This window comes from Peribacillus deserti (assembly GCF_002863585.1).
Classification (GTDB): Bacteria; Bacillota; Bacilli; order Bacillales; family DSM-1321; genus Paraperibacillus; species Paraperibacillus deserti_A.
Genome location: NZ_PGUY01000046.1, coordinates 45,923 through 71,175, shown reverse-complemented (window position 1 = coordinate 71,175; position 25,253 = coordinate 45,923). Strand labels below are relative to the sequence as shown.

Below are 25,253 nucleotides of genomic sequence, written 5' to 3'. Positions count from 1 at the left end.
ACACGTGGAGCTGACAGATACTAATCGATCGAGGACTTAACCTATTATGATTTATACTCGAGACACAAATCAGCCTTCTGTTATCTAGTTTTGAAAGAACGATGTTCTTGAAAAAGTTTAAAAAACTTATTGCAAAAGTCTCGAAAGATGTTATAATAATAAATGTCGCTTGAGACAATATAAAAACTTGTCTGGTAGTTATGGCGAAGAGGCCACACCCGTTCCCATCCCGAACACGGAAGTTAAGCTCTTCAGCGCCGATGGTAGTTGGGGGCTCTCCCCCTGTGAGAGTAGGACGCTGCCAGGCTGGTATTATTCCGCAGTAGCTCAGTGGTAGAGCATTCGGCTGTTAACCGAACGGTCGTAGGTTCGAGTCCTACCTGCGGAGCCATATGGAGAGCTGTCCGAGAGGTCGAAGGAGCACGATTGGAAATCGTGTAGACGGTTACCGCTGTCTCAAGGGTTCGAATCCCTTGCTCTCCGCCATAAAATCTTCAAATTGGCCCCTTGGTCAAGCGGTTAAGACACCGCCCTTTCACGGCGGTAACACGGGTTCGAATCCCGTAGGGGTCACCATTATATTGGAGGATTAGCTCAGCTGGGAGAGCATCTGCCTTACAAGCAGAGGGTCGGCGGTTCGATCCCGTCATCCTCCACCATTTTTATTCAACACCTATTATCGTCGCGGGGTGGAGCAGTCTGGTAGCTCGTCGGGCTCATAACCCGAAGGTCGCAGGTTCAAATCCTGTCCCCGCAATAAGTGGTCCCGTGGTGTAGCGGTTAACATGCCTGCCTGTCACGCAGGAGATCGCGGGTTCGATTCCCGTCGGGACCGCCATTTACAAAAACTTACCTTTTTGTTAAGGTCAGTTCATATGATATAATTTAGAAATGGCTCAGTAGCTCAGTCGGTAGAGCACGTTCGAATAGGCGTCCTTGAAATACTACAGCGCACAAGTCGAACAGCTGCTTGAAAGACTTTCTGAGACTTGTGTGAAGGTAAATGGAATTCTTTAAATTAGGTACAATATATAATATGGCTCAGTAGCTCAGTCGGTAGAGCAAAGGACTGAAAATCCTTGTGTCGGCGGTTCGATTCCGTCCTGAGCCACCATACATGCCGGTGTAGCTCAATTGGTAGAGCAACTGACTTGTAATCAGTAGGTTGGGGGTTCAAGTCCTCTTGCCGGCATTTTAAAAAATGGAGGGGTAGCGAAGTGGCTAAACGCGGCGGACTGTAAATCCGCTCCCTCCGGGTTCGGCGGTTCGAATCCGTCCCCCTCCACCATTTTTTAAAAATTTAGGGGCATAGTTTAAAGGTAGAACAGAGGTCTCCAAAACCTCCGGTGTGGGTTCGATTCCTACTGCCCCTGCCAATTATATAATACTATGGCGATTGTGGCGAAGTGGTTAACGCATCGGATTGTGGTTCCGACATTCGTGGGTTCGATTCCCATCAGTCGCCCCATTTTCATTCACTAATATCATATAAAATTTTTGGGCTATAGCCAAGCGGTAAGGCAACGGACTTTGACTCCGTCATGCGTTGGTTCGAATCCAGCTAGCCCAGCCATTCATGCGGAAGTAGTTCAGTGGTAGAATACAACCTTGCCAAGGTTGGGGTCGCGGGTTCGAATCCCGTCTTCCGCTTTTTAAATATTGGCGGCATAGCCAAGTGGTAAGGCAGAGGTCTGCAAAACCTTTACCACCGGTTCGAATCCGGTTGCCGCCTCCAATATATGCCGGTGTGGCGGAATTGGCAGACGCGCACGACTCAAAATCGTGTTCCTCTGGAGTGTCGGTTCGACCCCGACCACCGGTATCATAATATTTAAAGACTTCAACTTTTAGTTGGAGTTTTTTTTGTATATACATTTGTAAGCCTATCTGCATGCAGTATTTTTTTTCTCCAATAGTTCACCTTCTTAAGATTGTCACATACACTAATTTCTAGGCAGCAGATGAGGTGATCTTTGGCATGGATGAGAAACAATCATTGGGTATTTATAGTCGGGATGACTTAAAAAGACACCTGTATGAATTATTTTGGGGAATCCAGCAATATGTTACAGCTGTATTTAGTCAAGATGAGGATGACCGCGCAAAGGCCAGCAAGCTAAATATATTGGCGTATTTGGGTCTTCAAAAGCTATTAACGCTAGAACTTAAAGCTTCACTAACCCGGGAAGGGCTGTCCTCAGTAAGGGAAATTACTCCCCATGTGTTATCTTCATTAGAAAAAATGATATTAAATGTTTCTCCTGGTTTTATTCCTGAGTCTGCTAACGAGACTTGTATCCATGTTGGAGAAGCAGAAGTGCTTAAGGAGAAAAGACGGAAACATCTGCTTGGCGGTTTGAATCAAGATTTTCCTGCAGTAATGGTAACTCTGGACCGTATCATGCTAGACACACCAGACATTTTTGAAGATTTATTGAAAGCGGGAATGAAAATAGCCCGGATTAATTGTGCACATGATCATTTCCTGGTATGGGAACAGATGGTCAAGCAAATTAGGATGGCGGAAGACAAGATAAGCAAAGAAGAGGGACTGAAACACAATAGATGTAAAGTCTATATGGATCTAGCAGGGCCTAAGATTCGAATTACTGCCTTTCAAAATGAAAGACTACCTTCCGAAATATATATTAGAAAGGGAGACGCTGAAAGTAAAGGTTTTATTACGTGTGGTACCCTTCCGTCTGATCTTGAAAGCGATTCTTTTGTTCTTTCTATTAGTGAGGAAGAGATAGCAGGTGTGCAGATAAAAGATACTATTCATTTCACTGATAAAAGAGGCAAGAAACGATTTTTTAAAGTACTTAAGGTCATAAGTTCTACTTGTATCCAGGTAGAACTTAACAAATCGTCAGTACTAAATGAAGGTACCCTCTTACTCTGGAAAAACAAGCAATGGTCCCTATCTAATTATCAAGAAAAAGCTGTAACCATTTATCTTGAAGAAGGGGATTTTTTGCGCATCTATAAGAGCAGTGACTATCTAGGCAGAACTGGAAACAAATCTATGCCAGCTTCTATAGGTGTTACGCTGCCAAAAGCACTGGTTAATGTAAAGGTAAATGACAGAGTTTTTATTGATGATGGAAAAATTTCAGCCAGGGTAACAGGGGTTGAGGAAGACTTTATAACGGCGAAAATAAACTTCACACAAAATAAGAAGATAAAACTGAAATCGGGGAAAGGAATAAATCTGCCTGATTCTCTTGTTTATTTAAATACTCCTGCCCTTACAGCATACGATTTAGAAACACTGCCGTCCATTTGCGAAATAGCTGATATCATAGGACTGTCATTTGTCCATCACCCGAATGATTTGAAAAAATTAAAGAATTATTTAGCTCTCCTTACTGAAAAAAAGATCGGAGTTATTGCTAAAATTGAAACACAGGAATCGGTTTATCATTTAACTAAGATCATCCTTGAGGGCCTTAATTTTGACTCTTTTGGCATCATGATTGCTCGAGGTGATCTTACAGTTGAAATGGGCTATAAACGGCTTGCCGCTATTCAAGAGGCCATTTTGCACCTTTGCAGTGCGGCCCATTTGCCCGTTATTTGGGCAACAGGAGTGCTGGAAAACATGACAAAGAAGGGTATGCCGTCTAAAACAGAGATTACAGATATTTTCATGGGACTAAGAGCAGATTGTATTATGTTAAATAAGGGTCCGCACATTGTAGACGCTGTGAAACTTATTTCGGAAATAAAAGAAGTAACCCAAGAAAATCTATATCACATTCGGATGTCCGAACGAGAATTTATTCAATATGGATTTTAATAAGCGAGTTTTAATACGGAGAAAACAGCTTCCGAAGGGGGGCTGTTTTTGATTAAAGATATATAAAAATAATTTCATAAAAATAGTTTGAAAATTCAGTGTTTTAATTCCGATATATCCTCCCATATAAGTACCCATACATTAGTATTGTCGAAAAGTTTTTACATAAAAATGACAAAAAGGGTATATCAATTTTTAGAAGAATTTGGTACGATTCAACTTGTGTTATAGGTCATTTTTACTATGAGAGGGGAAAGACGGATGTCCTGGTTTACCAAGTGGGCTTTTGGAAATAAAGCTGCAGTAACTTTTTTAACTGTTTTACTTTTAATAATAGGGCTCGTTAGTTATCGAACACTGCCTATGGAATTTTTCCCTGCGGCTGATCAGCCTCAGGTGACAGTCATTGTAATGGGGCAGGGGACTGATTCTAGAACAATGGAAAGTCAGGTGACCGGGCCTATAGAGAGCGCTGTTTCCGGAGTTAAAGGAAAGAGTGATATCTATTCCACGTCAGGGGATGGCTTTACAAAGGTAGATATCATGTTTGATTCAAAAACTGACATGAAGGCAGCAAAACAGGAAGTCCAAGAAGCCTTAAATAATACAGCTCTTCCACAAAATGTGTCAAAACCTACAGTTGTCCAGCTTAATACATCCATGATTCCCATCTCGGACATCTCAGTAACCTTTAAGGACGGACTTACTCCAGAAAATACGGACTTTGCCAAGAAAGAGATTCTTCCATTTTTAAAAGATATTAAAGGTGTGGCAAATGTACAGACCTATGGGGCATCAAGTGCTTATGTGTCCATCAAAACGGATAATTCCCGGATGGCAGAACAAAAAGTTTCCCTTCAGAATGTCATGGGGGTGCTAAAGGGCCAGAATTTATCTATGGCTGTAGGAGAAAAGCAGATCAGCGGCAAATCCAGCAATATTAAAGTAGTCGGCAGCATAGACAGTCTCGATCAAATAAAAGGCCTGAAGGTAGCTGAGAATGTTACTCTAAGCGATGTCGCGCAGGTAGAGGTTAAAAAACCACAGGATACATTAACCCGCGTAAATGGAGAAGATGGGCTGATTTTTATCGTAACGAAGGATAGCCTGTCAAATGCAGTGACAATCAGTAATGAAATTAAGGAAGCTACAAAAGAAATTAATAAAAAATATGATAATGTGAATGCTAATGTCCTGATCGCGACAGCAGATATGGTTGAAACATCCGTACATACCATGATGAAGGAAGTTTTATTGGGGGCATTATTTGCCACGATCGTTGTTATGCTGTTCCTGAGGAATATCCGTTCAACCCTTATTACGATCGTTTCCATTCCGCTTTCATTATGTTTAACCCTGTTCCTGCTGGCTAGATCCGGCGTAACGTTAAATATCTTAACTCTCGGCGGTGTAGCAGTAGCAGTAGGACGGTTAGTGGACGACAGTATTGTAGTCATTGAGAATATATTCAGGAAAATGCAAAGCCAGAAATTCTCAACAAGTATGGTCATTGACGCAACAAAAGAAGTGGGGACTGCGATTACTTCATCCACGCTGACAACAGTGGCCGTATTCCTGCCAATTGGGCTTGTGAGCGGGGGATTGCAGGATATCATCCTTCCATTTGCACTCACGATCACTTATTCCTTACTGGCATCTTTGCTGGTAGCTTTAACAGTAGTACCGCTTTTAAGCTACTCTCTTCTTAAAAAATCAAAACTGCCAGAGCATAAACCATCAGTGAAGTTTGCCAGCCTGGTTAGATGGTCGCTTAATCATAAGTGGGTGATCCTCGTCATTTCATTGATCATGTTTGGAGGTTCTATTGGAACCTATGCGGCTATGCCTAAGGGAGCGGTTAATAACTCCTCAGCAGATTTTATTATGGCCACATTAGACTTTCCTAATGATACTCCTATCGAAACGGTGAAAGAAAAGACTCTGGAACTAGAGAAATATATTGGTGATCTAGAGCATGTAAAGGATCTGTTTATACAGTTGGGGAACACCGAAGATGCTGCGAAATTTGGTGAAGTCAAATCCCCGACAAGTGCAACATATAACATTTTATTAGATGATAAGGAATATACCGATACAATTTTGAAGAGCATCACTTCTAAAAAAGACTCTTTTGGCTCAGGGAAGCTGACTGCAGGAGCTTCATCCATGATGGGAGGCTCCAAAACTCAAATTATCATTGATGTGATCGGTGATGATATAAATAAGCTTGAGAGAGCAACAGGAGATATAGAAGACGGAATAAAAAGCATGAAAGGTGTCGAAAAGGTTGGGACGAATCAGGATGCTAAAAAAACCGTTTATTCTTTGTTAGTAGATCCTGAAAAGGGTAACCCTGAAGAGATTTCCCAAGCGTTATATGGCATGCTGAATAGAATGCCGCTTGGAACGATGCAGCTTGATAATCAGCAGACGAGCATTTACTTAGAACCAGTCTTGGAGCCAAAGACTCCACAGGACTTAGAGAATATACCTCTGATGACTAAGTCCGGTATGGTGCCTGCTTCTTCCTTGGCGACCCTTGTTAAAGAAGAAGCTTCGACTTATCAGTATCGGAAAAACGGGGATACTTATATTCGGATTACCGTCGACGTAAAACCGGAACAATTGTCTGATATGAACGCAAAAATAAATGAGTTGGTCTTTGGGAAAGGCAAAACAAAAGGATTGGATTTAGATGAAGGTATAGAGGTTATTATCGGAGGAGCAAGTACACAGCAGGCTGAAGATTTTTCAGATTTATTTACAATTATGCTTGTTTCTATAGGCTTGGTTTTTCTAATTATGATCATTACCTTTAAAACGTTCAGAGCGCCGATTGCGATTCTGTGCACATTACCGCTTGCTGCGATTGGTGCAATCCTGGCCCTATTAATCAGCAGGATCCCAGTAGATCCAACCGGCCTTCTCGGGGCATTAATGTTAATAGGGATTGTCGTGACAAATGCTATTGTACTGCTTGATCGAGTAAAACAAAATGAGAAGACGATGATCATCCGTGAAGCTATAGTGGAGGCAGCGACAATACGTATGCGGCCGATCCTCATGACAGCGGTAGCTACAATTTGTGCGATGCTTCCAATGCTTTTTAAAAAAGCGGAAACAGGAAGTTTAGTATCCCAAAGCCTGGCAGTTGTTGTAATTGGCGGATTAACTGTCGCAACTCTGCTTACATTAATTGTTATTCCAGTGATATACGAATTGCTTCACTTCAAAAAATCGAAGAAGCAGCGTCTGCGTGGTTTCCAGTCTGATAATATGATTGCGTGATAAAAAAAGCCTGATTCTAAATGAATCAGGCTCTACTTATCTGGCTATAATGATAGGGTAATGGTACTAGTAAAAAGCAACTTTAAAAAAATCACAAAAAGGGCTTGATTAAAGTGTAATCTGGGTATATAATAATTTTTGTTAGTTGATATTACAAATTTCGACAAAACGTGCGGGTGTAGTTTAATGGTAAAACCTCAGCCTTCCAAGCTGATGTCGTGAGTTCGATTCTCATCACCCGCTCCATACATAGGTCACAACGCAGTGTTTCGTCTCTTTAAAACGAAGCATTGCGTTTTTTAATTTCTTTTTTAGCTGATGATTTTTGAGTCAGCCTCTCCACCGTGAACCTGTGTGAACATGTTACTGACGGCATCCATCAGTTTATAGGCCTCTTCGGTCTCCATAGACGGCCGAAGATAAATGATATGCAGGGCGTTTACAGTTTCCTCGGTAACCTTTGTCCTTTCTGAATCTACAAATGGTGTACCGAATGGCCCTTTTTGGTCTTTGGCCACAATCATATTTTTGAGGACATTTTCTCTTCCATTCAGGCCTTTATATGTATCAGTTTCCCTCCCGATTGAGATTTCGATGCGGCCTGTGAGCTGGTCGGTATCATATATACCTAATGGAATTGCATATTGCAGTGAGAAAAAATTATTCAAATCAATAGCAGAATGGATGGGTACCAAGTAATTTTGCTTTTTTACCCGGCGGTACAGCGCCTCTGCCGAATGTCGGTATCGTGAAGGGTCTGTACCAGCCTTTTTAAAAACCTCCCTCCATTCCTTAATTCCTTCAAACGCGGTCAGTTCTTTATCCAGCATATCGAAATATAAGGATTCCTGAAAAAGCTGCAGCCTTCCTTTAATCATTTGCGGGGAACCGCTGACGGTAATGTCCTTATAGTCAATGCATCCTACTTTAAATCCTTGGGCTTTCTCCGTTAAAACAGAGTCTATTGTGATTTCCATTGCTTAACCTCCACATGCTATTTAAAATAGTGTATCATAACGAACATTCTTATTAAAAAATAGATGGCAATAAAATATATAAAATTTAAATGAAGGGAGGCCTAATTATGGATTACAATCAATTGAAATCAGATATTATCGCATATAGCAAAACCATTGGAATCGACAAGATCGGGTTTACCACATCCAGTACGTTCGATGAAATGAAGAATAAACTGATAAGACAGCAGGAATTGGGCTTTCAATCAGGCTTCGAAGAACCGGATATTAATAAGCGGACAGATCCAGGCCTGATCCTGGAAAAACCACGTTCCATCATATCGATAGCTCTAGCTTATCCTTCAAAACTTAAAAATGCCCCATTGAGTAAAAGGGGTGAACGCCGGGGGATATTCTGCAGAGCCTCATGGGGCGAGGATTATCACACAGTGTTAAGGGACCGCCTGCAGAAACTAGAGGAGTATATATATAGAAGGGTCCCGAACGCCCGGTGCCGGTCCATGGTAGATACGGGCGAACTTGTGGACCGAGCTGTTGCACAAAGAGCAGGAATAGGCTGGAGCGGTAAAAACTGTTCGATCATAACTCCCGAGTTTGGGTCCTATGTCTATCTTGGCGAGATGATTACTAATCTCCCCCTTGAATCAGACGCTCCAATGGAGGATAGATGCGGCAGCTGTAACAAATGCATAGATGTGTGTCCGACGGGCGCATTGGTCCAGGGCGGCCAGTTGAACGCCCAGAGATGCATTGCATTTCTAACCCAAACAAAAGGATTTCTGCCCGATGAATTCAGAAATAAATTAGGCAACCGAATTTATGGATGTGATACCTGCCAGACCGTATGTCCTGAAAATAAAGGGAAGAACTTTCATTTCCACCCTGAAATGGAGGCAGACCCTGAGATAGCTAAGCCATTGCTGACTCCGATGCTTCGGATGAGCAATAAAGAATTTAAGGAAAAATTCGGAAAAATTTCGGGGGCATGGCGTGGTAAAAAACCGCTCCAGAGAAATGCTATTATTGCACTTGCTCATTATAAGGAAGAGTCTGCCATACCTGAGCTAATCGAGGTATTGGAAAAAGATCCACGTCCTGTAATAAGAGGTACGGCCGCCTGGGCATTGGGAAAAATCGGAGGCCCTGGGAGCAGGCAGGCGCTGGATAAGGCGAAGAATACGGACCAAGATGCCGAAGTTCTGGAAGAAATTGAAAAAGGAATGCAATTATTATCTGCCGATCAATAAGACTTATATTTAACAGGCTGCCGGGAATTGGATCCGGGCAGCCTTTTTTGTCTCATGCATAATTTATCTCCTGCCTCCTACATAAAGATAATCATACCTGCAAAAAGGAGGCCTTTTATGAGAGAAAAGCTGAAGCTGCTTTTGGAAGATCGGGTGCAGAAATATGTGTCTGAATCCGCCCTGCGTGCCGAGGATAGAAAAATCGAAAACAAATTAACGTCGCTGAAGGAAAGATCGGCAGAAATAGTGAATGTAAAAGCCCGGGCGAGTGTGAAATCCTCGAATGAAGATAAAGGCTATTCTTCAATCATGTATGATATCCATTTTAAATACTTAATCAAACAAAAAGACCTAATCTATATGGAGGAAGAAATTGAACACAGGCAGGCGGTAGCAGACAATGGAAGAATCCTTCAGGATATGGAGGTGCCTTACAGATATGGAGCGGAGACGTTTGAAGAAGGATCAGAGGATTTTGAGGAAAGAATTCCTTACACATACAATCGGCTAAAAGCCGTACAATATGCAGAAAGGTGGTGGAATGAATTTAATCCGGCTTATAGAAGATTTGAGGATGACTGCACAAGCTTTATATCACAGTGTCTCAGAGCCGGCGGAGCCCCGATGTCGGGAAGCCCTAACCGGTCCAGAGGCTGGTGGTATTCAGGGAAGAGCTGGAGCTGGAGCTGGTCTGTAGCACATGCTTTAAAGCTGTATCTTCAAAGTTCAAAAGGTCTGAGGACACAACAAGTAGCAAGGCCCGATGAGCTCACTTTTGGAGATATCATCTGCTATGATTTTGAAGGAGATGGCAGATATAATCATAATACAATCGTAACTGGCAGAGATGCGTACGGCATGCCTTTGGTCAATGCCCACACTACAAACAGCAGGCTGAGGTATTGGAAATATGAAGATTCAACAGCCTATACGCCAAAAATTAAATATACCTTTTTTAGAATATTGAATTGACTGGATATAAACATGTAGTCCCGCTCCATTACCCAGCAACTAATATAAGTGACTAAACAAGCCCCTGCGCTTTTCTTTTTTAAAAATAGGTTTATAATAGCTGTAGAAAGATTAGAAGAGGTGACATAAATGGCCATACATATTGTTTTATACCAGCCGCAGATTCCTTCTAATACAGGTAATATCGCAAGGACCTGTGCTGCTACAGATACCGCACTGCATCTAATTCGTCCCCTCGGGTTTTCAACAGACGATAAAATGCTGAAGCGGGCTGGTCTGGATTATTGGGAGCATGTATCCATCACATATTATGATTCCTTGGAAGAATTCTTTGAGAAAAATGTAAATGGCGAGTTTTTCTTTATTACTAAATTCGGTGAGAAGACATTTTCGTCGTTTGATTACAGCGAAACAGACAAGGATTACTATTTCATTTTCGGCCGAGAGACTACAGGGCTGCCGAAAGATCTGATTCAAGAAAATATGGAACGCTGCCTCAGGATTCCAATGACGGATAAAGTCCGCTCTCTGAATTTATCGAATACCGCTGCTATCCTGGTTTATGAAGCTTTAAGACAGCAGGAATACGCTCATTTAACTTAACCTTCCTTATAAGAGGCTGAAGGGAATTTACTTCACCGTCTCTTAGGAAGGTTCTTTCTTTTTTAACCGGGAAGAATAAGTGTACAATATAGAGGAACACCAGAGTATAGGAGTGAGTAGATGAACAGTGTGATTGAGACGATTCTGAATCATCGTTCACAGCGGTCATTTCTTCCTAGACCGCTCTCCGAGGATCAGATAAAAACAATTGTTGAAAGTGCCCAGGCAGCTTCTACATCAAGTTTTATCCAGGCATATTCAATTATAGGAATCACCGATCCCGGCAAAAAGAAAGCATTGGCTGAACTGGCCGGTTCTCAAACGTATGTAGAAGAAAATGGCCATCTAATGGTTTTCTGTGCCGATCTCTATAGGCACACACTTATAGGTGAACTTGAGGGCCAGGACCTTGAAGCGTCGCTCGATAGTACGGAGAAGTTTATGGTTGCCTGCATAGATGCTGCTCTGGCCGCACAAAATGCAGCAATTGCAGCCGAATCCATGGGACTTGGAATCTGTTACATAGGGGGGATACGCAATAATCTGCCTGAGGTCTGCAAAGTACTGAATACTCCAGACAGAGTGATTCCTTTATTCGGAATGGTTTTTGGATATCCTGATCAGGTAAATGACAAGAAGCCGCGATTGCCTTTTGAGCATGTGTATATGGAAGATGAATATCAACAAAGTAAAGACAGATACCTGGAACAGCTGAAAGACTATAACCGGACAACATCCGAATATTATAAGGAACGTACAGGCGGGAAACGTTCGGATACCTGGACAAGCCAGATGGCTCATATGCTTTCTGCTGGACGGAGAATGTATATGAAGACATTTGTGCAGGGTAAGGGCCTGAATAAGAAATAAAAAAAGCTGCGTACGCAGCTTTTTTTGTTGAAGCATTATTTTACTCCTGGTTTATCATCGTAGCCAGCTGTAAAAATCGCAACAAGAAAGGTTACCGTAACACCTAAAATTAAAATCAAATTCATCCTGTGAAGATCCTCCTTTGTCTGCTCATGCCATTAGGCTGCCGATTCAATAAAATGAGAAAAAAACCCACTTATGGGTATGTACTGATACTGCTATTATATCTTATCTTTTTTTGACTGTGAATGAAAATCTATTTTCAAATTTAACAGGAAGATTCAGGTAGTGGGCTGTATTTGTTCGAAGAATTGGGCTCATTTTATTGGGCATGGGTGCATACATTGTATTAATCGTCTCTGAAAAAGAACAGAGGAGGATCCATAATGGATATATTAAAAAAAATTGAAAGATACCGAGAAGATGAACAGAAATTAAAATGGGAAGGCACTTTTGCTGATTACCTGGAACTCCTTAAAGAAAGGCCCGAGGTTGCTCAGTCCGCACATTCGCGTGTTTATAACATGATAAAAGACGCTGGGATTGAAGAAGTAAATGGCCAGAGAAAATATAACTTTTTCAGCGGACAGCTATTTGGGCTAGAAGATTCCTTGGAGCGCCTGGTCGAAGAGTATTTCCATCCTGCAGCTAAAAGGCTGGATGTAAGGAAGCGGATTTTACTGTTAATGGGACCGGTCAGCGGAGGTAAGTCTACACTGGTTGCCATGCTGAAGCGGGGTCTTGAAAATTACTCCCATACTCCAAACGGTTCCATTTTTGCCATTAAAGGCTGCCCGATGCATGAAGATCCGCTGCATCTTATTCCCCAGTATTTACGAGATGATTTTTATAAAGAATATGGTATACGCATAGAAGGCAATTTATCCCCTCTTAACCTTATGAGACTTGAAAAAGAATATAATGGCCGGATTGAAGATGTGCAGGTAGAGCGGATCTTTTTATCAGAAGATAAAAGGGTCGGCATTGGTACATTCAGTCCATCAGACCCTAAATCCCAGGATATTGCCGATTTAACTGGAAGCATTGATTTCTCAACCATAGCTGAGTTCGGATCTGAATCTGATCCCCGCGCATACCGTTTTGATGGAGAACTTAACAAAGCAAACCGGGGAATCATGGAGTTCCAGGAAATGCTTAAGTGTGATGAAAAGTTTTTATGGCACCTGCTTTCATTAACACAGGAAGGCAACTTCAAAGCAGGAAGGTTTGCCCTGATCAGTGCAGATGAACTCATCGTTGCCCACACTAATGAAACCGAATATCGAGCTTTTATTTCTAACAAAAAGAATGAGGCCCTGCATTCACGGATCATCGTAATGCCAGTGCCATACAATTTAAAAGTGACCGAAGAAGAGAAGATCTATGAAAAAATGATCAATGAAAGTGATGTTAATAATGTGCATGTTGCACCACATACATTGAAAGTTGCCGCCATGTTCTCCATTTTGTCACGCTTAAAGGACCCTAAGAAGGGTGATATTGATCTGGTTAAAAAGATGAGATTATACGATGGTGAGAATGTCGAAGGGTATAATACAGCTGACCTGGAAGAATTGAAGAAAGAATACCAGGACGAAGGAATGAGCGGAATTGATCCACGTTATGTGATCAACCGGATTTCGTCGACGATTATCAGAAAAGAAGTCCCATCGATTAATGCTCTTGATGTGCTGCGTTCTTTGAAAGAAGGCCTCGATCAGCATCCATCTATTACAGCAGAGCTCCGAGAAAAGTATATGAACTTTATTTCGGTTGCCCGTAAGGAATATGATACGATCGCTAAAAAGGAAGTCCAAAAAGCATTTGTGTACTCTTACGAGGAAAGCGCGAAAACTCTTATGGATAATTACCTTGATAATGTGGAGGCCTATTGCAATAAAAACAAGCTGAGAGACCAGCTTACAGGCGAGGAAATCAGTCCGGATGAAAAATTAATGCGTTCTATTGAAGAACAGATAGGAATTTCTGAAAATGCAAAGAAATCTTTTCGGGAAGAAATCTTAATCCGAATCTCTGCTTATGCCAGAAAAGGCAAGCGATTTGATTACAACTCTCATGACCGGCTCAGGGAAGCGATTCAGAAAAAACTATTTGCTGATCTGAAGGATGTAGTCAAGATTACAACATCTTCGAAAACACCTGATGAAACGCAGCTTAAGAAAATAAACGAAGTAGTGGCACGGCTGGTTGATGAGCACGGGTATAACACTACCTCTGCAAATGAGCTTCTCCGTTATGTGGGCAGCCTGCTGAATAGATAGAATATAACACCTGCTTGTATAGCAGGTGTTTTCTATCATTCAAAGGTTCTGTTGAAAATGCTTGTCTGGTAAATGGAAAGGGTTTTTCGCAAACATTGTAGTTATTGAACAAGGGGGTTGATTGGAACGTGAGGATGCTCGCGGACCTTAGGGGCGGGCGCTAAGCCTCCTCGGCTTCGCCTGTGGGTTCTCATCTGTCCCGCTGCTCCCGCAGGAGTCTCGCACCTTACGTTCCAATCAACCTTTTTACAATAGGGTAGATACACAGAAACTTATCAATAAACAACAATCTTGTAGAAAAGGGACAAAGGAAAACACAATTATTATCTTTCATAAGTACGGTTGCCGCTTTCACCCAAAAAAACTTGATGAAAGACGAGTTTTTTAAAAAACAATACCGGGTATTAATTCAGTAAAAGGGGTGAATGCATTGAAAGAATATGTAAAGCCTGAACAAGTACCGGAAAATAGCTCTATGGCCCGGAATCTGAAGGAAATGAAGTTCCTTGGCAAGCAGATGGAGAATATGAGAAGTAACGAAGAACTGGGCACCTATGGTAAACATCCAGATCCAGTGCAGCATGAGGAAGAATTAAGAAACAGGGAAGGATTTTGATACTCCACAATAAGCAGCCTGTAAAAGAGGCTGCTGTATTTTTTTATTCTATATGCATAATACCTACTATTTTAATTTATTTACTCTACTACAATTAAACATATTTAGCGTTCTCTCCTAATAGCTATATACAAAGAAAGAAGGGGAGAGAGAGCATGTGAAAAAGTGGGGGCTATTCCTATTTTTGATGAGTGTATTCTTATTTTATTTTCCTCAGCTTACTGCTCAGGCAGCTGAAAGCAGTCAGTTCAAAGAGAAGATGCTGTTTGGTGTCAACGATAGGCTGCTTACTCCGCCAGGGACGGCCGTGATCTCAGAAGGAAACAGGGTATATGTATCGTTAGATCGATTTACTGAATTAGATATAGAGATACAATGGATAAACCAAAATGAAGTAACTCTTTATAAAAAGAATGATCGAAACAAACTGCTGCACATACTTTTCACCAATAGATTGGTAACTGATAAAAGAGGATTTCAGAAGTCCATTGAAATTCTGCAGCGGCAGCAAACCCAATATGTATCAGCCGAAGCAATCTGCTCGTACTTTGGATATAATGTACAATATCTGAAACAAGGACCTGTTATAAGGTTCAGCCAAACAACAGCAAAACTGACCGATGCTCAGTTCCTGCAGAAGCATAAACAACAAATGTTCACTGTTTACAATCCTCCCGCTCAAAAAAAGCGGATTCCTATATATTTAACCTTCGATGATGGACCAGGCCCCTTTATGGATTCAATATTAAACACATTAAAGTCAAAAAAGGCCAAGGCTACATTCTTTATGATTGAACCTCAAATGAAAAAATACTCATCTCTCGTGAAAAGATCTATAAAGGAAGGGCATTATCCCGCGCTTCACAGTGTCAGCCATGATAAACGAAAATTGTATGGAAAGAATACAGCAGCCATAGGCTTGGAAATGGAGGCCGCAAGAAAAACGTTATTGCAAATTACCGGAGTCAGCTCCCGGTTAACCAGGGTGCCATACGGCAGTAAACCCTACATGACTGTTCCTTATCGAAACAGTTTGTCAGTGAGGGGCTTTAAAATGTGGGATTGGAACGTAGATACGGAGGATTGGAGATACCAAAAGACGGATTCAAACCGCATTCTTGAAAATTGTCTTGCCGGCGTTAAGAAAATGAAAGGAAAACAAACACCAGCAGTGGTTTTGATGCATGTAAACAAGGGGACAGCGGAATCCCTGCCAAAGCTCATCGATTCCCTGCAAAAGCAGGGTTATGAATGTGTAGCGTATAATCAGAAAGCGCACTTTGTTTTAAACTTCTGGGGAGACAAAAGACTATAAGTACCATAGCTGATGAAAAGCTGTTATGTAGAGTTTAAGAGATTATGGGCTTTTGAGCAATTGTCGAAATTATTTGTAAATTTTTAACCTTTACTGCATATGATAGAGTAATCAAGTCCCTTTAGTGATCAAGATGGATATGTACCCATTAAGCCTAATACCACAGCAGGCTTATTTTTTACCATTCAAATCAGAGCCTGCATTAACAAAGTTGTAAGAAAAGTTAGGAGGGGAAATAAAAATGACAGATGACCTAAATCGCCAGTTTGTGATTTCCAAAGAAGATTGGTCCCTCCATCGCAAAGGATATGATGATCAGCAAAGGCATCAGGAAAGAGTGCAGGATGCCATTCGCAATAATCTGCCTGATTTAATTTCTGAAGAGAGTATTGTTATGTCAAATGGGCGAGATGTAATAAAAATCCCAATCCGTTCACTCGATGAATATAAGATTAGATATAATTACGACAAAAATAAACATGTAGGACAGGGAGACGGCGACAGCCAGATTGGTGATGTTGTGGCCAGAGATGGTTCCGGGTCGCAGCAGAAAGGCCCGGGAAAGGGCCAAGGCCCGGGAGATCAGTCAGGTGAGGATTATTACGAGGCTGAGGTATCATTGATGGAGATTGAAGAGGCGCTGTTTAAGCAGCTGGAACTCCCCAATCTGCAAAGAAAAGAACTCGATGAGAATACAATAGAACACATAGAATTCAATGATATTAGAAAAACAGGGCTCATGGGAAACATTGATAAGAAGAAAACCATGATTTCGGCTTTCAAAAGAAACGCCATGAACGGAAAACCAGGCTTTCATCCTATAACTAAGGATGATTTAAAGTTTAAGACCTGGAATGAAGTCGTTAAACCAGATTCAAAAGCGGTAGTGCTTGCTATGATGGATACTTCGGGATCTATGGGCCTTTGGGAAAAATACATGGCCAGAAGCTTCTTCTTTTGGATGACAAGATTTCTCCGAACAAAATATGAGACTGTCGAAATTGAATTTATAGCCCATCATACAGAAGCCAAGGTTGTTTCAGAGGAAGATTTCTTTTCAAAAGGTGAAAGCGGTGGGACGATCTGTTCATCGGCATACAGAAAGTCACTGGAACTGATAGATTTCAAATATAGCCCTTCTAAATTTAATATATACCCGTTTCACTTTTCAGATGGTGATAATCTAACGTCTGACAATGCCCGCTGCGTCAAGCTCGTGAATGAGTTAATGAAGGTTTCCAATATGTTTGGATACGGGGAAGTGAATCAATACAACAGACATTCTACCCTCATGTCAGCTTATAAAAATATTAACAATGAAAAATTTAATTATTATATTCTTAAACAAAAATCTGATGTGTTTCATGCAATGAAGAGTTTTTTCAAGAAAGATGAAAACAAAATGTATGCATAGAGGGCGATGGCTACATCGCTTTTTTGTTTTGAAAAAAAGCATGTACAAATTAAGATTCTTTCTTGCCAGAGTTTCTAGATACGTACGGATTACCTGAAACCCAAAATCGCCATGGGTAATGGACGGCATCTCCTGCGTTGGCGATGCCTATGCGTTTTCCGGTGGAAATAGCATCCGGCTTGATTCCTTCTGCTAGGTAAAGAGGCGGTTTTGTGAAATGACCTCCATAATCGTCCATGGTAATCCCCAGTGCTTTTGTTAATTTACCAGGTCCGTTCGTTAAGTTTCTACTATCCTCCATGCCCCGTCTGCTCATCATTAAATCCAGCCCCGCGGCCGGCTCTACTGCACGGATTAATACAGCTTCCGGTGCCCCTATCTTCCCGCTTACAATATTCACAAGGCAGTGAGTGTGCATAACGTAGGTATAGATCGAACCAGCTTCCCCAAACATGATTTCCGTCCGTTTTGTTCTTCTATTATTATAGCTGTGGGCAGCCTGGTCCATGGGCCCGATGTATGCTTCCGTTTCAACAATATAACCGGAGGCAGTTCCAGCGGCAGTTTCCTTAACCAGCAGGCAGCCAAGCAGCGACCGGGCCAGATCAAGAGTAGGCTGTGCAAAAAAAGCTTTACTAAGCGGCTTATTATAGCTTTCAAAATTATAGTCCATGATAAAAGTTCCTTACTATTGTAATAGTTATATATGGGGGTAGAATACACATCCATAATTGCTCCATATGCAGCATTAATACCCTCTTTTTTCTAGATTACTCTTTCTGCTGTAGATCATACTGTTTATTATCCGCTGCCATTATATGTATCCGTTTTATTTGAGGCCTTCATAAAAACTTAATTACTTGAGCCAGAACTACCTCCGGGTAAATGAGAGTATGTGCACCAATCAATGGAACATCAGCTCATTCACTACACGGAAGTCCAATTCAATTGAGCAGTTTAGTTTTTAACCCCTGATTTTTGAGTTATGCGCAATTTTTTATCCGCTGTTTTTATATGTGATGAAATTTTTCATACTCGGACGGACGATATGCTTGTAGTTTTAAAAACTTTCTGCCCATTCGTTTTTTGCTCCTAAGTCAACCTGATTGACCGTGAACCTGAGTTTTGTGCCCAAACTCCTCCAGCCGCTTTATTCTTCATATTCCGCCTATATGCTTGACGTTTTTAATCAAAAGTCAGTAAAACACTCATAATACTTCCAGATTGAGGAATGATAGTAACAATACGCATCAAAAGATTCGGAGTATGCTTTTAACGAAAATGAGTGAAAATAGGCAAGTCATTTTTTTGAGGTTAATTTGATTCTGGAGGATGTTTTAATGGTGATCAAAGTAAAAACGGAAAATGAAAAGGTACATGAATGGCTGAAGCAGCAGCTCGAAGATTGTGCGGATATAGACGACCGCGAGCTTAAAGCCGGGGATAAGAAAGCCAAAATTATTTATTTGAAGAGTGTTACTGACTCTCAAATCATCAATAGATTTATCATTACTCCTTTTTATGAAACAAAGGATACCAAGGAATTCATGGAGTATGTTGTGTCATTTCCAGCTGAAATGGAGCCCAAGGATCAGCATGAAGCGCTTTCGCAGTTATTAAAGGGATTTGTCATTATTTTTGCAGAAAACAAGTATGTTGCCTTCCAAGCGAAAAAAATGGCTGGAAGCGGTGTGACTGAAGCATCTGCGGAGGTTAATGTACAAGGCTCTCCAGATGCGCTGACGGAGAATCTGGAGGTCAATCTTAATTTAATCAGGCATCGCTATCAGACTGCGAATTTAAAAGTAGAATTAAAGGTAATCGGAAGTATTTCGCAATCTGCAGCTGGCATTCTCTACGATTCAACGAAAGTTGATAATGATGTGTTAAAGGAGCTAAAGAAGAGACTCGATTCAATCGAAGCGGAAGTCTTAATAACAGCAGGGGAATTAGAACAAGAGCTGTCTGGGAGGAAATTCCATATATTCCCTACAGTAGTGGTCACTGAAAGGCCAGATCGGCTTGTTAAGAGTATCGAGCAGGGTAAGATCGTAGTCATGCTTGATAAGACAAAATTTGCAATTATTCTTCCTTCGATATTTCAAGACTTTTTTGCGGCCATGGATGATCGCATACAGCTTCCGCTAGTAGGCTGGTTTTTGAAGGGGATTCGATATGCCGGCCTTATCGCAACTCTGTCTCTTCCCGCGTTTTATGTAGCTTTTGCAGCCTATAATCCTGAGATTCTCCGGGTTCAGCTTACGTTGATGATTGCAGGAAGCAGGGTGCCTGTCCCATACCCCGCGGTGATTGAAGTTTTGCTCATGCTCATTATGGTTGAATTTTTGATAGAAGCAAGTATCAGGCTGCCGAAAACGATTGGCCCCACTGCTACAACGGTAGGTGGTTTGATTCTAGGAACCGCCGCTACGGAAGCAGGATTAGTCGGGAATGTCATGATCATCCTCGTTTCCGCTGTTGCTATTACGAATTTCGTCATACCAATAAATATGATGAATTTTTCCGTGCGTGTCTTAAGGTATGCTTTTCTTCTTTTGGCTTCCCTTTTCGGATTGGTTGGAATTGTCCTTGGCTTTGTGGGAATTGTTGTCTACCTATCTCAGGTGCGCAGTTTTGGAAGGCCATATTTCAACATACTAGCCGATACTAACAGCAGAAAGGGCATATCATAATGCTTAATAACCGATATTTTTATTATTTATTAATTCTGAATGGTCTTGTGAATTCTGTGAATTTTGTCCCGCGGATACTGGTTAATAAAAATGGCAGCTTAATTGCCATTTTTGTTGCGGTGGTAATAGGAACCTTGATGATTATTTTTACTACAAAAGCCATGCAAAGCTTTCCAGGAAAAGAACTGCCAGAAATATTAGAACCACTTTTCCCTAAGTTCATTAATAAAGGGATGATTTTATTTTTCTCCCTGCATTGGTATTTATTTGGCGCCATTACCTTAGTATCTCTAGTGGATATCACACACAGGTTTATTACTCCTGATGTAAATCGGCTGATGCTGGCTTTTGGGCTCTTGGCGCTGGTTATCTTTGCCTGTCAGGTTGAATCATACTCCGTATTGGTGTCGATAGAGACTATTTTAATTGTAAATATCCCAATTTTTTTGTATTTTATCATTAAAATTTTTTCCAATGAATTTTTCAGCTGGGATACCATACGGGAGGTGGTAACAGATGCTGCTGATATGCCTCACTACACAGCCATTGCTGCGGCAAGCTTTATTTTTACCGGGTATATAAACTTAGTAGTCTTTAACCGCCTGTTTAAGGATTTAAAAGTCAAGAAAATCTGGATCATTGCCATATCAGGTCTGCTGCTGCTGCTCGCTGCCTATTTAATCCCAATTGGCATCAATGGGATTGAAGGTGTTAAACATCAGGTTTATCCATGGCTGACAACAGCAGATTCCAATAGAATTGTATTTTTTATCATAGAGCGCCTTCTTTTTATTTACTATCTTTTTTATATCACCGTGGCGGTCGCGGCTACTGTCCTTTACTGGCATGTAGGGCTCCGATTGCTGCAGACAAGTTTTTTTAAGAAAACCGGTAAGAAGTTTAATATAAAAAACTTACTACTTCTTTTGATTTTTGTTGCAGGAACCTTTTTCTTGATTCAGCTCGATCAATTTAATTTTATGAAAATCACTGATTGGTTTATCCGCGTCAGGCTGATTTCTGAGGTCCTTTTACTCTTGATGTTATTTTATGCTGTAAGGAGGGCGAAAAAGGCATGAAGAAGATCCTTCTTTTTGTATGCATTGCTGCCCTGCTGTCCGGGTGTAATATCCGGGATGTGGAGAAGCGCGCTTTCGTGGTTGCGATGGGAGTGGATAAAGCCAAAGAAAAGGATAAGCTTGAGATAAGCTTAAAAGTGTCGCTTCCCACAGGTGACCCAAAAGCAGGCTTGAGTAAATTCACAATTATCACTGTACAGGCGGAAAGTATTGCTGAAGCCATGAGGATCGCAAAGTCAAAAATAGATAAGGAATTGGATTTCGGGCATACAAGGGTGATTATGCTTGGCAAGAATCTCTTATCAGAGGACATTAAGCCAATCATTTATTGGGCTCAACGGCGCAGGGATATACAAATGATTTCGCATATAGCTGCAGCACAGCCTGATGCCAAAACAGTGATCGCGATTCAGCCTAAAACAGAAACGATTCCAGGCAGTTATCTGGTCAACTTATTCGATAGAGAAGGAAGTGAGTCTCCCTTTGTTATACCTGAGTATTTATTTGACTTGCAGCGAAAAATAAGCGAGTTTGGCTGGGATCCAGTGCTGCCGCTCGTTGAAGCCCAAAAGGATAATTTGGTGGTAGAAAGAGCTATACTGCTTAATGATGAAAAGATGAAAGTTACCTTATCCCCGGATGAGACACGATTATTGAATATACTGAAGGATGACGAAATCAAGTCAAGTTTTACCGCTATTGAACATGGAAAGATCAAGTATACAATCAATGAGGAAAGTTCTAGGGCCAAGTTCCGCATTTCAGAAGGTAATCATCCTACAATTACCTTCAATGTTAAAATGTCCGGTGTGCTGGAAGAGGATCGGGTGGAAGGGTACTTTACAAAAGAAAAGGCACAGGAAGCTGCCAGGCTCATTGAACAGGAATTGAATCGAAAAATGGTAAAACTGCTAATGAAATGTCAAAAGAGCAAAGTCGATCCACTCGGTTTTGGTCTAAGATACCAGGCGACTCATGTGAAAAAAGATGAACAAGAGGTTTGGAATGAATTATATCCGCGTATAAAATTTAAGGTGAATTCCAAAGTGGATATTCAATCAACAGGTATCATTAAATAGAAAAGCAGCCCGGTGAGTGAATACCGGGCTTTGTTAAAGGATGAATCCAGAATATTGGGAGCAGGGAGGAAGGAAAGGGTTTCTGCACTTTTTAATATACTCCTTGAAAGGCACCGTCCTCCGCTTTTCTAGTTGTCCAGCTCCGGACTGACACCTTCGGTCGTAAGCCAATCGCCATCAAAAGGCAAAAGCGGCCTTTCGCTGCCGCTTTTCTTACGCCTTTCAGGTGTCTGCCTTTCAAATAATATGGGTGTTAGAAGAGCTTGCTCCTCACGGTTCTTGTAAAGTATTACGTTTGAAAGGCACCGTCCTCCGCTTTTCTGTTAAGCCTCAATAAATTCTCTTTCTAGGGCATCTTTTAATTCTACATAATTAAAGCCTAAGTCTCTTGCTACTGCTTCAAATGTTACTTCACCATTAACAACGTTGACTCCTTGTGCAAGGGCTTCATTATCTAGAACGGCTTGTTTAGCTCCTTTATTGGCAATTTGTACAGCATAAGGAACTGTTACGTTTGTCAAAGCGATAGTGGATGTACGAGGCACCGCACCAGGCATATTAGCAACGGCATAATGAACGACACCATGTTTAACGTAAGTAGGGTTGTCATGTGTTGTGATATGATCAACTGTTTCAAAGATACCGCCTTGGTCGATCGCAACATCGACGATTACTGAGCCCGGGCTCATGGCTTTTACCATATCTTCCGTCACTAGCTTAGGAGCTTTGGCGCCAGGAATCAGTACAGCTCCGATCACCAGGTCAGATTCTCTCACAGCTTCAGCAATGTTGAAAGGATTAGAGATAATCGTCTTGATTTGATTACCAAAGATGTCATCTAATTGACGGAGACGTTCTGGGCTTAAATCAATCATAGTAACGTCAGCACCAAGGCCGACAGCGATTTTAGCTGCATTTGTACCTACAACGCCGCCTCCAATGATTGTTACTTTTCCTCTTTTTACGCCGGGAACTCCCGCAAGAAGAATTCCTTTGCCCCCATGTGGTTTCTCTAGAAATTGTGCACCAATCTGGGCCGCCATTCTGCCGGCTACTTCACTCATTGGAGTAAGAAGAGGAAGAGTTCGGTTTACAGTTACTGTTTCATAGGCGATGGAGAAAACACCGCTCTCTTTAAGTGCTTTCGCAAGCTCCGGTTCTGCAGCAAGGTGCAGATAAGTAAATAGGATCAATCCTTTACGGAAATACTTATATTCACTTTGCAAAGGCTCTTTAACCTTCATGATCATTTCTGCTTCTTTCCATACATCAGCAGCAGATTCCACGATGGTGGCGCCCTCTGCCCGATATTGTTCATTAGTAAAGCCGCTTCCAAGGCCGGCATTATTTTCTACAAGAACCTCGTGACCAGCATGTGTCAGTGTATATACACCAGCAGGAGTAAGGGCAACACGGTTTTCATTGTTTTTAATTTCAGCAGGTACGCCAATACGCATAATCATTTCCTCCAATTAAGGCTTTTCCTAATCATATAGCCTTATTATTGTTTAGGGGGTCCACTATATTCTTAAGTAGTTAAACCCTTTGTACAAACAGTATAAGCGCTTACAAGAAGATAATGTTTGTGATATGAGAAGAATTTGAAAAGGACCATTTGTGGAATTCCACAAATGGTCCTTTTCAAGGATTCTTATAATACTTTTCATATGCTGTCAGTTTAATATCGAGGAAGAGACCTATTTTTTGAAGGGGGTCCTTTAAATTGATAACTCCTACATCTGCTATTCTCTTCAGCCTGTATGTCATCGTATTTACGTGTATGTGCAGGGCCTTTGCCGCTTCATTCGGATTGCTGTCTTTTTCAAGATATACTTTCAATGTTTCGTATAAATCCGTCTGGTGCTTTATATCATATGACTGCAAACGGTCCAGATGTATATTTTGAATCCCTTTATTCCTATGTTTATGTAAAGTGTTTAGATATTTATAGGCACCAAGCTGGCTGTATAAATAGACTTTATTGGTCTCATCAGGAAAAACCTTTTTAAGAGAGAGAACCTCCAAAGCCTCCCGATAGCTTTGCATGGCGTCTGTAAAGTTACTATAAGTCATTCCGGATGCGCCGGAAATCGGATGTACATGGAACCTTGCTTTCATCTGCAGGATGAAATTCTCTATAAAGGAGGAGAGGGAGTCCATTATATTTTGCTCTTCCTGAAATCCTGCTAAAATAATGAGTTTATCCTGGTCTGTTGTAAAGATGTCTGCCTTGATTTTCTGAGTGGTTGTCAGCATGTACGAAATTTGCCGCTCCCTTTCAGAAGAAATATCCTCGGGAAAGTGAAAAACGAGTATAGAAAAAAGTGATGGTACGCGGGGAGAGTGCTTAATGAACTTTTCTCTTATTTCTTGTTCTTCTTTAAAGTGACCTGTTAAGAGCTGCCAGAGGAATTCCTGTGCGCTCTCAAGACGGCGGTGTTTCCTGGTTTGCAGCTGCAGAATTTGATTTTTTGCTTCCTTGGCGGCAAATTGCAGAAATTCCAGGTCATCCTCAGTGAATGGCTTATCGACTTCAAGCGCCCAGATAAAACCGATTACGTCATTGTTTTTCCAAATAGAAACGGCTGCCCTGTTTCCCAATCCCACGTCATCAATAGAAGGTACTTTTACAGGGGCACGTCCCTTTAAAAGTGTAGGAATGATTCCTTCTTTCCACAGACTATTAATCACTTTCTCAGGTACCCTTCGTCCGATAATCGTAGAGATCCTTGCCTTATCCGTTCTGTCATCATGCATGCTGTATGCAATCAGACGATGATTCGCATCCTCGATCGTAATGGGGCAGCCTAAATACGTGCTCACACGGTCAGCGAAATCCTCCAAATCCCCGTATAATCCCTGAAACAGCTCCTGCCAATCAGCATTCTTAGCCATAAAAAAACCTCTGTATCCATAAATTTATCTGCCTTGAATTTTACCACATACCAGGGGGACTGTCCCCATTTCCCGGTTTATTTCCCAAATGAAACAGGCCCGGAATGTGCTCCGGGCCTGTGTT

At 41.4% G+C, this 25,253-nt stretch carries 17 protein-coding genes, 16 tRNA genes and 1 rRNA gene; 30 read left to right on the top strand and 4 right to left on the bottom strand.

Annotated features, from left to right (window positions below; all coding sequences use genetic code 11):
* The first annotated feature begins 190 nt into the window (after nucleotides 1–190).
* The 19 genes from rrf to CUU66_RS15060 all read left to right on the top strand — a co-directional run bounded on the left by rrf (nucleotide 191) and on the right by CUU66_RS15060 (nucleotide 7,333).
* A 5S ribosomal RNA gene (gene rrf, locus CUU66_RS15150) occupies nucleotides 191–307 on the top strand.
* 9 nt (nucleotides 308–316) lie between these two features.
* Nucleotides 317–391 (top strand) — tRNA-Asn (locus CUU66_RS15145).
* A gap of 3 nt (nucleotides 392–394) precedes the next feature.
* Nucleotides 395–486, top strand: a tRNA-Ser gene (locus CUU66_RS15140).
* Between the two features lie 15 nt (nucleotides 487–501).
* Nucleotides 502–576: transfer RNA gene (locus CUU66_RS15135), tRNA-Glu, on the top strand.
* 7 nt (nucleotides 577–583) lie between these two features.
* Nucleotides 584–659, top strand: a tRNA-Val gene (locus tag CUU66_RS15130).
* Between the two features lie 24 nt (nucleotides 660–683).
* Nucleotides 684–757 (top strand) — tRNA-Met (locus CUU66_RS15125).
* A gap of 5 nt (nucleotides 758–762) precedes the next feature.
* Nucleotides 763–838, top strand: a tRNA-Asp gene (locus tag CUU66_RS15120).
* A 200-nt stretch (nucleotides 839–1,038) separates the two neighbouring features.
* Nucleotides 1,039–1,114: transfer RNA gene (locus CUU66_RS15115), tRNA-Phe, on the top strand.
* Nucleotides 1,115–1,119: 5 nt separating this feature from the next.
* A tRNA-Thr gene (locus CUU66_RS15110) sits at nucleotides 1,120–1,192 on the top strand.
* A gap of 11 nt (nucleotides 1,193–1,203) precedes the next feature.
* Nucleotides 1,204–1,288, top strand: a tRNA-Tyr gene (locus tag CUU66_RS15105).
* Nucleotides 1,289–1,302: 14 nt separating this feature from the next.
* Nucleotides 1,303–1,376: transfer RNA gene (locus CUU66_RS15100), tRNA-Trp, on the top strand.
* Nucleotides 1,377–1,392: 16 nt separating this feature from the next.
* Nucleotides 1,393–1,468: transfer RNA gene (locus tag CUU66_RS15095), tRNA-His, on the top strand.
* Between the two features lie 30 nt (nucleotides 1,469–1,498).
* A tRNA-Gln gene (locus CUU66_RS15090) sits at nucleotides 1,499–1,573 on the top strand.
* A 5-nt stretch (nucleotides 1,574–1,578) separates the two neighbouring features.
* Nucleotides 1,579–1,650: transfer RNA gene (locus tag CUU66_RS15085), tRNA-Gly, on the top strand.
* An 11-nt stretch (nucleotides 1,651–1,661) separates the two neighbouring features.
* Nucleotides 1,662–1,735, top strand: a tRNA-Cys gene (locus CUU66_RS15080).
* Between the two features lie 6 nt (nucleotides 1,736–1,741).
* A tRNA-Leu gene (locus tag CUU66_RS15075) sits at nucleotides 1,742–1,822 on the top strand.
* A gap of 156 nt (nucleotides 1,823–1,978) precedes the next feature.
* On the top strand, nucleotides 1,979–3,799 hold the full coding sequence (locus tag CUU66_RS15070; protein ID WP_101643605.1) for a pyruvate kinase: 1,821 nt from the start codon (nucleotides 1,979–1,981) through the stop codon (nucleotides 3,797–3,799).
* 261 nt (nucleotides 3,800–4,060) lie between these two features.
* The gene (locus CUU66_RS15065) at nucleotides 4,061–7,087 is read left to right on the top strand and encodes an efflux RND transporter permease subunit (protein ID WP_101643603.1); all 3,027 of its coding nucleotides are present in this window, start codon (nucleotides 4,061–4,063) and stop codon (nucleotides 7,085–7,087) included.
* 172 nt (nucleotides 7,088–7,259) lie between these two features.
* Nucleotides 7,260–7,333: transfer RNA gene (locus CUU66_RS15060), tRNA-Gly, on the top strand.
* Between the two features lie 65 nt (nucleotides 7,334–7,398).
* Here the strand turns inward: CUU66_RS15060 and CUU66_RS15055 are convergent.
* On the bottom strand, nucleotides 7,399–8,064 hold the full coding sequence (locus tag CUU66_RS15055; protein WP_101643600.1) for a B3/B4 domain-containing protein: 666 nt from the start codon (nucleotides 8,062–8,064) through the stop codon (nucleotides 7,399–7,401).
* 107 nt (nucleotides 8,065–8,171) lie between these two features.
* Here CUU66_RS15055 and queG point away from each other — a divergent pair, with 107 nt between their 5' ends.
* The 8 genes from queG to yhbH all read left to right on the top strand — a co-directional run bounded on the left by queG (nucleotide 8,172) and on the right by yhbH (nucleotide 17,383).
* Nucleotides 8,172–9,311, top strand: coding sequence for a tRNA epoxyqueuosine(34) reductase QueG (gene queG, locus CUU66_RS15050; RefSeq protein WP_101643599.1), 1,140 nt, complete (start codon nucleotides 8,172–8,174; stop codon nucleotides 9,309–9,311).
* Nucleotides 9,312–9,428: 117 nt separating this feature from the next.
* Nucleotides 9,429–10,283 (top strand): amidase domain-containing protein, encoded by an 855-nt coding sequence (locus CUU66_RS15045; protein WP_101643597.1) that lies wholly within the window; start codon nucleotides 9,429–9,431, stop codon nucleotides 10,281–10,283.
* Between the two features lie 129 nt (nucleotides 10,284–10,412).
* Nucleotides 10,413–10,886 (top strand): tRNA (uridine(34)/cytosine(34)/5-carboxymethylaminomethyluridine(34)-2'-O)-methyltransferase TrmL, encoded by a 474-nt coding sequence (trmL, locus tag CUU66_RS15040; protein WP_101643595.1) that lies wholly within the window; start codon nucleotides 10,413–10,415, stop codon nucleotides 10,884–10,886.
* Nucleotides 10,887–11,006: 120 nt separating this feature from the next.
* Entirely contained in the window at nucleotides 11,007–11,756 is a 750-nt protein-coding gene (gene nfsA, locus CUU66_RS15035; protein WP_101643593.1) for an oxygen-insensitive NADPH nitroreductase, read from the top strand.
* Nucleotides 11,757–12,142: 386 nt separating this feature from the next.
* A complete protein-coding gene (locus CUU66_RS15030; RefSeq protein ID WP_101643591.1) occupies nucleotides 12,143–14,038 on the top strand; it encodes a PrkA family serine protein kinase in 1,896 nt (631 codons plus the stop codon).
* A gap of 430 nt (nucleotides 14,039–14,468) precedes the next feature.
* Nucleotides 14,469–14,654, top strand: a complete 186-nt coding sequence (locus tag CUU66_RS15025; protein WP_101643589.1) for a hypothetical protein — start codon at nucleotides 14,469–14,471, stop codon at nucleotides 14,652–14,654.
* 157 nt (nucleotides 14,655–14,811) lie between these two features.
* Nucleotides 14,812–15,969 carry a polysaccharide deacetylase family protein gene (locus CUU66_RS15020; protein WP_101643588.1) on the top strand — a complete coding sequence of 386 codons (1,158 nt, stop codon included), beginning with the start codon at nucleotides 14,812–14,814 and terminating at the stop codon, nucleotides 15,967–15,969.
* Between the two features lie 241 nt (nucleotides 15,970–16,210).
* Entirely contained in the window at nucleotides 16,211–17,383 is a 1,173-nt protein-coding gene (yhbH, locus tag CUU66_RS15015) for a sporulation protein YhbH (protein ID WP_101643585.1), read from the top strand.
* A 49-nt stretch (nucleotides 17,384–17,432) separates the two neighbouring features.
* On the opposite strand, the gene CUU66_RS15010 is transcribed toward yhbH, so the two are convergent.
* The gene (locus CUU66_RS15010; RefSeq protein ID WP_101643583.1) at nucleotides 17,433–18,056 is read right to left on the bottom strand and encodes a DNA-3-methyladenine glycosylase; all 624 of its coding nucleotides are present in this window, start codon (nucleotides 18,054–18,056) and stop codon (nucleotides 17,433–17,435) included.
* A 667-nt stretch (nucleotides 18,057–18,723) separates the two neighbouring features.
* On the opposite strand from CUU66_RS15010, the gene CUU66_RS15005 reads away from it, so the two are divergent.
* The 3 genes from CUU66_RS15005 to CUU66_RS14995 are packed head-to-tail and all read left to right on the top strand — an operon-like array spanning nucleotide 18,724 to nucleotide 22,234.
* Nucleotides 18,724–20,076, top strand: coding sequence for a spore germination protein (locus CUU66_RS15005; protein WP_101643581.1), 1,353 nt, complete (start codon nucleotides 18,724–18,726; stop codon nucleotides 20,074–20,076).
* A complete protein-coding gene (locus CUU66_RS15000) occupies nucleotides 20,076–21,155 on the top strand; it encodes a GerAB/ArcD/ProY family transporter (RefSeq protein WP_101643577.1) in 1,080 nt (359 codons plus the stop codon). The genes CUU66_RS15005 and CUU66_RS15000 overlap by 1 nt, the downstream gene beginning before the upstream one ends.
* Nucleotides 21,152–22,234 (top strand): Ger(x)C family spore germination protein, encoded by a 1,083-nt coding sequence (locus tag CUU66_RS14995; RefSeq protein WP_101643574.1) that lies wholly within the window; start codon nucleotides 21,152–21,154, stop codon nucleotides 22,232–22,234. The genes CUU66_RS15000 and CUU66_RS14995 overlap by 4 nt, the downstream gene beginning before the upstream one ends.
* Nucleotides 22,235–22,557: 323 nt before the next feature.
* Here the strand turns inward: CUU66_RS14995 and ald are convergent, their stop codons facing one another.
* Together ald and CUU66_RS14985 are read right to left on the bottom strand one after the other, a co-directional pair.
* The gene (gene ald, locus CUU66_RS14990; RefSeq protein WP_101643571.1) at nucleotides 22,558–23,691 is read right to left on the bottom strand and encodes an alanine dehydrogenase; all 1,134 of its coding nucleotides are present in this window, start codon (nucleotides 23,689–23,691) and stop codon (nucleotides 22,558–22,560) included.
* Nucleotides 23,692–23,875: 184 nt separating this feature from the next.
* The gene (locus CUU66_RS14985; protein WP_101643569.1) at nucleotides 23,876–25,129 is read right to left on the bottom strand and encodes a PucR family transcriptional regulator; all 1,254 of its coding nucleotides are present in this window, start codon (nucleotides 25,127–25,129) and stop codon (nucleotides 23,876–23,878) included.
* Nucleotides 25,130–25,253 lie beyond the last annotated feature (124 nt).